Origin of the sequence: Coleofasciculus sp. G2-EDA-02 (genome assembly GCF_040226375.1) — a bacterium.
In the GTDB taxonomy this organism is placed as follows: Bacteria; Cyanobacteriota; Cyanobacteriia; order Cyanobacteriales; family Coleofasciculaceae; genus Coleofasciculus.
On record NZ_JAVKEW010000168.1, the window covers coordinates 1 to 5,561 of the forward strand.

Here is a 5,561-nt window from a genome sequence, read left to right on the forward strand (position 1 = left end):
GTCCATGGGTTTTTTTCTCTAGGTTACTCGCGCCTCACGTACTAGCATCACTTTACGTGATAAGTATCGATTACTCGATTGGCAATACTCACGAATTTTTGCCTGTGCTAGACTACCTTTATACTGTAGCACAATAAATACTACAATGCCAAGGGAAAAGATACTAAGGGTAGTGCTACCTCTGCGCCGGGGCTGTGGTGCAATTTGGCATTAAAAAAGTTATTGCTGGAGAGTCTAAAACCTTTGCCGGTGCCAGAGAATTTATGGAATCCCATGGCGTGGAGGTTGTTGATTTGAATCTAGAGGAATGCCAACAGATGATGAGCGACTTTATTCAAAACAACCCAAAGCTCTGGAATGAAGATATTGGCGTTTAACTCATCCCACGCGCTTACCCTGAGCCAGAGTGCGATGTTCCAGACGTAGCATGAATGTCTGTGTGCACAGGAGCATAGGAGTAGAGGGTTAAGGGTGTAAACAAATGACATAAACGAATGACAAATCACTGGTTAATGAAAATTCACCAGAACTTCACTAGGTTTTTCTGTGACTTTATCTGGACTTGATGGACGATTCGCTAATCTGGTAAATAAGCTAAGGCAATCGATTCACACCCAAGCAATCTCTCCTGCCAACTGGCTTAATCAGCATCGGCAATTTGCAATTTGGTGAAATTTGAGAAAGACGCCTTGTGTAATACGACTGATACTGGAAATTATCACTAGGAATTATCAATCATGACTGGCTCTCCTTTACGAAAATTTCTCTTTACGCCGATAATACTTTCGACAGCCGTGTTCTCAGTTTTGACCTTACCCCTAGCATTCTTCGGAGATAAAGAGGTCACAATCCAATTTCAGGGAGAGCCTGTACATCATGGACAACTCCGGGATATTGCTACTCCTTACCTAGGATTGGCAAGTGTTTTGGGTGTAGGTACGGGAATTGCTACGGTAGCCGTAACTGGCTGGCTTCAGTCTTCTCGAAAATCGGCTCACGCCGAAGAACAGCTTTCGGATTTAGAGCGAAATCTTAAAGAAAAAGAACAACTTTTAGAAGAATTGAAACTTTCTAAATCTCGACTCGCAGCGGCTGGACTCAATAACTTTTTAGAGCAAGAACTCGAACAGGAATTCGTTCAGCTTTCTGATAGCGAAGTTCAACACCTGGTTGAAGAAACCGTTAAACCGGAACCGGAAATAGTTCAGCCTTCTGATCACGAAGTTCAACACCTGGTTGAAGAAACCGTTAAACCGGAACCGGAAATAGTTCAGCCTTCTGATCATGAAGTTCAACACCTGGTTGAAGAAACCGTTAAACCGGAACCCACACCAACACATGCTGTGATGAAATCCCGGGAACTCCTGATGAGTAACCCTTTCATCATCACCACACAACCCTTCTACACCCAACCCGCTACCGCTCATCCAGTTAGCTCTCAAACAGCATCGGCGAAATTTGCCTCAGCTCAAAGCTTCTTAGGTTATCAGACAAAAACATCTGTCCCATCGGCAAATGTTACCCAACCTAACGAGTCTGAGGTTGAGCAACTTCAGGTTCAACTGCAGAACATAATGGCTCAGATGATTGTCATGCAAGCCGAACTACAGGTAGTTCAAAAAACGGCTCAGTCTCAGGGACATGCAACCCAGCCGCGCCATTCAACATCACTCAAGGTGGTTCAGTCTTGGTCTGAACACCCTCATGCAGTAATTAAATAGTCGATACCCCCCCTTTTTTTGGGTATACGTCAAAACTCAAAACTCAATCTATTCCAATTTCGCTGAGTTCGATGATCCCACCTCAGCGGTTTCTTCACTACTCGGTAACTCGAGGCAGTATCCCGCACCGTATACTGTTTTAATATATTTGGGATGACGGGGATCAGGTTCGAGTTTGGTTCTCAGGTGGCGAACATGGACGCGAATGGTTTCAATATCGTCATCTGGATCATATCCCCAGACTTCTTTGAGAATTTCACTGGGAGAAACTGTTTGACCATGACGCTGTAACAAGCAGTGTAGTAGTTCAAATTCCAGGTGGGTTAATTTCACCGTCTGATTAAACCAAATCGTCTCAAAGCGTTCTGGAATCAGGGTCAAAGGACCATAGTTAAGGATTTCCGTGTGCTTGGCGGCTTGGGGGATGCGATCAGTGCGTCGCAGTAAGGCGCGTACCCGTGCTAGCATTTCTTCGAGTTCAAAGGGTTTGGTTAGATAATCGTCCGCACCGGCATTGAAGCCTTCCACCTTATCCTGAGTTTGACCCAACGCCGTCAACATCAACACGGGAATATCCGTGGTGCGTTCATCTCGACGCAACCGTTGGCAAACGGTAAAGCCATCGACTCGAGGGAGCATCAGGTCTAGTATAATCAGGTCGGGCTGGAGTTGCAGCGCTAGCGCCTGACCTTTGATCCCATCCGGCGCTTGGTGAACTTCGTAACCTGCCATTTCTAGGTTAATGGAGACAAGTTCTGAGATTGCAGGGTCGTCATCGATTAAAAGTATTCGAGGCATCACTAAGGGGTTACTAATAGGACTTGTTAAGCTTGGATAAGAACTGTCACAGGAAACTAAGAATACTGTACCGATTATAAGCGCTGATTCTAAACTATTTCTGAAGAAAATAGGGATTTGCTGAATGTTTGAGGGAAATCAGGTACAATATCAAGTTTGCTTTGCCAAGCTTGAAAGAGGGGGACAGGGGGAGCAATAGTCCAAAGGTGATGCCAGAAGCGTCTGAAAGCATTTGACTGGTGGGTACAGCCTGACTTATATCTTTTTGTCATCTTCGTCAGATGACTCCTGATACGATTGATTTTTCAACTCCTCAAGTTGACGTTGAGTTTGGTCTTTCCCCTGCTTTGCCTCTTTGTAATCGGGTTTATAGGTCAAAGCGTTTTCATAAGACGTCAAGGCTTCACTGTATCGCTTCAGGTTAACCAGGGCATTGGCGCGACTATTCCAGGCTTGGTAATGGCTGCGCTTATGGGCAACAGCTTGGTCATAAGCCGCGATCGCATCTTGGTATTGTTGTAATGTATAGAAGACATTACCCCGGTTATACCAGGCTTGCTCAGAATTGGGTTTGAGTTTAATCACCCTCTCGTAAGCCGTTAAAGCTTCCTGATAACGCTCCAATTTATGCAACGCCCAAGCACGACCATACAACGCTTCATAGTTATTAGGCTGAAGTTTCACCGCTTGGTCAAAGGCGGCTAAAGCCTCTTGATACTGGTTTAAATTATTTAAAATACTGCCCTGACTGTACCATGCTCGGTAAAAATCCGGCTGGAACTGAACCGCTTTCTGGTAGGAGTCCACGGCTTCGCGGTATTTGTTTAAATTGACAAAAGCATTACCCCGTTGATACCAGAATTCGGCAGAATCGGGCTTATGTTCCACCGCTTTGTCATAAGATTTAATCGCCTCTTCGTACTGTTGTAAATTATGAAATGCCCAGCCGCGCCGATACCAGGCTGAGGCATAATTGGGTTGAATCTCTAAGGCTTTATCGTAAGATGCGATCGCAGCCGAATAGCGCTGTAACTTCATCTGCACCATCCCGCGACGTTCCCAGGTTTCCACATCCTCTGGTTGCAGTCTCGTCACCTGATCAAACGCACTAATCGCTTCTTCATAACGCTGCAATGTGGCTAACGCCTCTCCTCGTCCTTTCCAAGCCTCTGGATACTCGCGCTGAATTTGAATGGCTTTATCATAAGCATCCAACGCCGCCTCAGGTTTACCCAATGCCAAAAGCGCATCTCCTTGACCTAGCCATGCTTCACCATAGTCCGGTTGCAGTTCAACCGCACGATTATAGGCGCTGAGGGCGTCTTCATACCGCCTCAACTCCAACAGCGTTTCGCCTCGGTTATAGGATTGGGTGGCATTGGTAGAATTAATCCAGTTGATAATCGCCACTGTCGCCCCTCCCCCACCAGCAATTACCGCCAGGGCAATTAATAGGACAACTACAATCGGTTTGTTCCGTTTAGAGGATTGATTAACAGGCGGTGAGGATGGGGACGTGGTACCTAAAGCCACCGTCGCCTTCGTGGGTTGAGTTAGATCCTCTAACGCCTGCAGAGCCGCCTCCGCTGAGGGATAGCGTTCGCGAAAATCGTAGCGGATCATTTGATCCAGGACTTTAGCCAACTCTGGGCTAACTGAGGTGCGATCGCGCCAGCAAATTTCCCCACTGTCTGGATCAATGGGTAGTTCCTGAGGTACTGCACCCGTTAAAGCCTGAATCCCGACGATCCCTACTGCATAGATATCACTACTCAAACGGGGATTCCCATTTGCTTGTTCACTGGGTCGATATCCCGGCGTACCAATCGCTACTGTAAAACTAGAGGATTGTCCCTGCACTATCTGAGTGCTAACTTGTTTAACCGCGCCAAAATCAATCAAAACTAACTTGCCATCGGATTTACGCCGGATCAGGTTATGGGGATTAATATCTCGGTGAATGACATGATGCTGATGGACAAATGCTAATATAGTCAGGATTTCCTGCAACAGCTCAATAACCTGCACTTGTGACCACGACGTTCCCGGCGTCAACTCCTGACTCAGATCATCCCCTTCAATCAGTTCCTGCACCAAATAGAACTCTTGACTCTCTTCAAAATAGGCAAATAGCTGGGGAATTTGGTTGTGATGTCCCAACTGATGCAGGATTTTGGCTTCCGTTTCAAACAAACGCCGCGCCGTCTGCAAGGTAAACGGATCAGTCGCTTGGGGTTTGAGTTGCTTCACCACACAATTGCGATCGCTGGGTAAGTGTTGATCGTGGGCGACAAACGTTGCGCCAAACCCACCTTGTCCCAGTTGTCGAATGATATTATAGCGTCCACCGATTGTTTGTCCGAGAGCCAAGTTCATCTGGTTTCACCAAGCTAATCCCAGCATTGCTATGTAGTAATGATATAGTTGATTCTTACACAGAATTTTGCCAATCCCATTTCCTCATTGGTGATTTGTAACTCAACCCGCCCCTACACCTGTACACCCCCTCTTCCCTATCTCCCAGCAGGTTTCTGGATTAAAGCACACTGATGTAACTCCCCATTGGGCATCGTTGTACCGCTTAAATTCGCCCCTTCCAGATTTGTCTGACTCAAATTCGCCCCCTGCAAGTTAGCGCCACTGAGATTCGCTTCACTCAAATTCGCTCCCTGCAAGTTGGTATCACGTAAATCTGCCCAACATAAGTTAGCCTGATTTAGATTAATTTGACTCAGGTTCGCCCCTTGTAAGTTTTCTCTGTTGACACTCTCCCGGTTAAAACGCGGGAGATTCTTGAGCTAATCATCGCCCTTTCGAGTCACCTCTAATTAGGTCTTACACAATTATGTCCTACCCGAAGTCAACTAGAATATCACTTAATATCTAGAACCCCTTTTTTTTGGTAGCTCTCCAAGCTTTTACCTAAATTAATTAGGAAGTTTCCGTATGCCCTACGGTACTTATCAAGTATTTAGTTTTTTAAGTTTTTTACAAAAGTGCTATTCCGACTGAGAAATCGGCATTGTACGAATTTTGGCTCGT

Annotated in this window: 4 protein-coding genes and 2 pseudogenes; 2 read left to right on the top strand and 4 right to left on the bottom strand. The window is 46.0% G+C overall.

Annotation, left to right across the window (positions count from 1 at the left end; translation table 11 throughout):
- Positions 1-173 precede the first annotated feature (173 nt).
- Positions 174-377 (top strand): annotated as a pseudogene (locus tag RLO19_RS20050) (nucleoside deaminase); the annotation flags it as partial.
- Between the two features lie 360 nt (positions 378-737).
- A complete protein-coding gene (locus RLO19_RS20055) occupies positions 738-1,721 on the top strand; it encodes a hypothetical protein (protein ID WP_446359207.1) in 984 nt (327 codons plus the stop codon).
- Between the two features lie 48 nt (positions 1,722-1,769).
- Here the strand turns inward: RLO19_RS20055 and RLO19_RS20060 are convergent, their stop codons facing one another.
- From RLO19_RS20060 to RLO19_RS20075, 4 genes and pseudogenes are all read right to left on the bottom strand, one after another.
- Entirely contained in the window at positions 1,770-2,519 is a 750-nt protein-coding gene (locus RLO19_RS20060) for a response regulator transcription factor (RefSeq protein WP_446359208.1), read from the bottom strand.
- Positions 2,520-2,774: 255 nt separating this feature from the next.
- The gene (locus tag RLO19_RS20065) at positions 2,775-4,895 is read right to left on the bottom strand and encodes a tetratricopeptide repeat protein (RefSeq protein ID WP_446359209.1); all 2,121 of its coding nucleotides are present in this window, start codon (positions 4,893-4,895) and stop codon (positions 2,775-2,777) included.
- A 137-nt stretch (positions 4,896-5,032) separates the two neighbouring features.
- Positions 5,033-5,194, bottom strand: coding sequence for a pentapeptide repeat-containing protein (locus RLO19_RS20070; protein ID WP_446359210.1), 162 nt, complete (start codon positions 5,192-5,194; stop codon positions 5,033-5,035).
- Positions 5,168-5,260, bottom strand: a pseudogene (locus RLO19_RS20075) (pentapeptide repeat-containing protein); the annotation flags it as partial. The gene RLO19_RS20070 and the pseudogene RLO19_RS20075, both read right to left, overlap by 27 nt.
- Positions 5,261-5,561 lie beyond the last annotated feature (301 nt).